Source organism: Belliella alkalica (assembly GCF_022549785.1).
Classification (GTDB): Bacteria; Bacteroidota; Bacteroidia; order Cytophagales; family Cyclobacteriaceae; genus Belliella; species Belliella alkalica.
This window is the reverse complement of record NZ_JAKZGO010000042.1, coordinates 1-3,328: the sequence shown is the minus strand read 5'-3', so window position 1 is coordinate 3,328 and position 3,328 is coordinate 1. Positions and strand designations below refer to the sequence as shown.

Sequence of the window (3,328 nt, the reverse complement as noted above, 5' to 3'; positions counted from 1 at the left end):
TTATTGGCTGCACTTTTCAAATCGCCCATTTTTATTTTAAAGTCATTATCTGCGATAAGTTGTTGTATTTGCTCACAAATATCTGCAGGATCTTCATAATGAACACATTCCACATCATATCCCATTATTTGAAGATAATTACAATCCTCAATATCTAGCCAACACTTACACCTCCATCAAGATCAGGGAAGGATCAGGGCACCTATCAGCACTACCCATTTGGGAGTCCTAGATAAAAAATTGGGGGGTAAATCTTATTTTYATAATATTATATTTTAGTTTTTCAATATTACCCCAAATTTTAATAGAAAAAAATACCTGCTTGTAGGTATTTTTTGAAAGACAATCTAAGAAATGTGCAATGGGTTGAGGAAAAATTAAGTTTTAGAATAATCAAAATATTTTTTTAAGACTTTTCAATAATGGAATAAAAATGGAACTCCTACTTACATCAATAAAGCATATCAAGAACATTATTTTCTCTTTTAAATAAACAAAGCCCCAAGGATTCCTTGGGGCTTTGTTTATACCTTTATATCGGTCCATCGGCTGTCACTCGAACTTCTAAGGCTTTGAATTTATGATCAAGTACAAATCTATTTTTAGAAAGATAATCCTCTTCAAAGATCATATAAATTTTCTGCTTCAACCCAATTTGTTCTAACTCACTCCATTCCATAAAGGTCAATTTCTCTGCAAAGAGAATTGTAGATTCCATTAATTCTTTATTAGTGATGTCGATTTCTTCATGTTTATATTCTGGATGATTAGCACGTCTCGGAGTGTGTTTAATTATAGCTTTATAAACAGGTTCTTTAAAGTAAATCAATGCGCCATATGAAATATCTTTTTTGTCAGAATAAAAGATTTTGGACGAAGAATCTGAATTCTTAGGAAGAATGATAAAGATTCTTTTGATTGCATTTTCAGTGTTTTCTTGAGATTGGTATCCCAAAAAAACATATATAATGATTATGAGTATATATTTCATCGCTTATTTACATTCTTTCAATCCACTTTGAGCATTACTTATGTCTTGTGTGATCCTATCTATTGGAGCAACTGGAAGCGTTGGCGGATTAGCTTCTACAAGTTGCATCAAATTGTAAGAAATAGTTCCTTGAAGTCCGTCCCACGCAACTGATTCGTAAAAACTTTCCGGAATACCATTTGAGTAATAGGTGGTTTTAAACAAATTGTAACCTTCTGGATCTAACATCTGATGAACATCTTTTAATATTTCACCCATCTTAGTCGCCCATTCATCAGCCATCAGGTTATGTTGTTGATCAGCTGAGCCTCTGTACATCATTACATAAGTATTGAAGGTCTCTCTAAAATCCAGCTCCTTTTCTGTGGGATTAGTAGTATTGATCGCCCTATATAATTCTGCGTGTACCATCTCATGAACGATAGTCCTAGCTACTTCTAAAGCAGATCTATTCATTTTTATTTTATTGAATGTAATTTCTATTGGCTGATTGGAGCCTCTCCACCATGCTTGGCCATTGGCTGATGCATTTTGTGTTGCTCCTATTTTAAGTACCACATCAAATTCTGTCCCAAGACCTTCAAACCCTGATGCTAGGTCTTTGAACCCATCTATAGACTTCAGCTTTTCATAAATACAATCTGCGGTAGTTCCAATGAAAGTTGAATCCTTTTTGATTTCAAAGAGATCTATAACACACTCCAGATCATACCCCATCATTTGCAGAAATTCACAGTCTTCTATTGTGGTAGGTCCACTATTTACTTTCCTACTTTTTTCTTCAATACCCATGTTGATGGGACTGCGGGGAAAGGATAATTTTCAAGTTTAGTTATCTTTTTATCTAGTCGGCTTTGATAGTTTATAAACTCCAAAACTAAATGATCATCTTCAAATTTTACTGTAAAGTTGACAGGATTTGCATTTTCAAGAATTTTAATACCTCCAGAGATTCCTTTTTCATTAGCTGAAATTATTATAGGAGGGATTCTATTAGGATGATTTTTTATATCATAAATTTCATTAAAATCAAAACTGTTTTTTGAGTTTAAGAATTCAACGAACTTCAAATTATCACATATTAGAATTCCGTCTACAAGCAATTTTATATAACCAAAAACATTAGATTTTTGTGTTTCTAATATATTTACTTTTCTATGTTTTAAAACCACCATAAAATCAATTTTTTCATCCTGATAAAACCAAGCCCCTTCTAAATCTTTCAATTTTTCCGCATTGATGTTAAATTGAGCTTTACTTTGACTAAGTGGTAAAACAATTACGACAATAGTTAATAATATAATTAATGAGTATTTCATGATTAGTTACAGTTTAAGTTTACAATATTTGTTCCCTGATTATTTTTCCTGACCCTATCCCAACTATTAAAGTTTGATAAATTACCCTTGTATAATGAAAGGCCTAAATTTGAAGTGTTTAGGAATTGAAGCAGTCCAATTTCATTTTGCAAAGCAGAATTATCAGGCTTAACATAATTAATATAGATGCTTCTTAATATTTCTAATCCAGAAGATAAATTAGAAAACGTTATTGGGTCAGAAATACTTAGTAGGTAAGTTCCTTCGGAAGTTACTACGCCAAAAACGAAATTTTCAATATTGTTAATCAGATTCTCTTGAACCATTGCTCCTAAAGCAAAAATATCAGATAAAGAAAAAATAGAAAGCATATCGGTTCCTAGGTTATGACTATGGATTAATCCATCAATTGGGGAATTGACTGTTAATCCGTCAAGTGAGCCTGAATTTGGAAGCCCTTGAACATATTCATATCCAAAAGTCCCATCTTCGTATCTGTTCATTTTGTAGCCAATTTCATAATTAAAATTATTGGCTGCACTTTTCAAATCGCCCATTTTYATTTTRAAGTCATTATCTKCGAWAAGTTGTTGTATTTGCTCACAAATATCTGCAGGATCTTCATAATGAACACATTCCACATCATMTCCCATTATTTGAAGATAATTACAATCCTCAATATCTAGCCAACACTTACACCTCCATCAAGATCAGGGARGGATCAGGGCACCTATCAGCACTACCCATTTGGGAGTCCTAGATAAAAAATTGGGGGGGTAAATCTTATTTTCATAATATTATATTTTAGTTTTTCAATATTACCCCAAATTTTAATAGCAAAAAATACCTACTTGTAGGTATTTTTTGAAAGACAATCTAAGAAATGTGCAATGGGTTGAGGAAAAATTAAGTTTTAGAATAATCAAAATATTTTTTTAAGACTTTTCAATAATGGAATAAAAATGGAACTCCTACTTACATCAATAAAGCATATCAAGAACATTATTTTCTCTTTTAA

Annotated in this window: 4 protein-coding genes; all 4 read right to left on the bottom strand. The window is 31.8% G+C overall.

Annotated features, from left to right (window positions below):
* Positions 1-532: 532 nt before the first annotated feature.
* The 4 genes from MM213_RS20430 to MM213_RS20415 are packed head-to-tail and all read right to left on the bottom strand — an operon-like array spanning position 533 to position 2,858.
* On the bottom strand, positions 533-991 hold the full coding sequence (locus MM213_RS20430; protein WP_241414738.1) for a hypothetical protein: 459 nt from the start codon (positions 989-991) through the stop codon (positions 533-535).
* A 3-nt stretch (positions 992-994) separates the two neighbouring features.
* Positions 995-1,783 (bottom strand): hypothetical protein, encoded by a 789-nt coding sequence (locus MM213_RS20425; RefSeq protein WP_241414737.1) that lies wholly within the window; start codon positions 1,781-1,783, stop codon positions 995-997.
* Entirely contained in the window at positions 1,753-2,310 is a 558-nt protein-coding gene (locus MM213_RS20420) for a DUF6705 family protein (RefSeq protein WP_241414736.1), read from the bottom strand. The genes MM213_RS20425 and MM213_RS20420 overlap by 31 nt, the downstream gene beginning before the upstream one ends.
* 2 nt (positions 2,311-2,312) lie before the next feature.
* Complete coding sequence (locus MM213_RS20415) at positions 2,313-2,858, bottom strand: hypothetical protein (RefSeq protein WP_241414735.1); 546 nt, start codon at positions 2,856-2,858, stop codon at positions 2,313-2,315.
* Positions 2,859-3,328 lie beyond the last annotated feature (470 nt).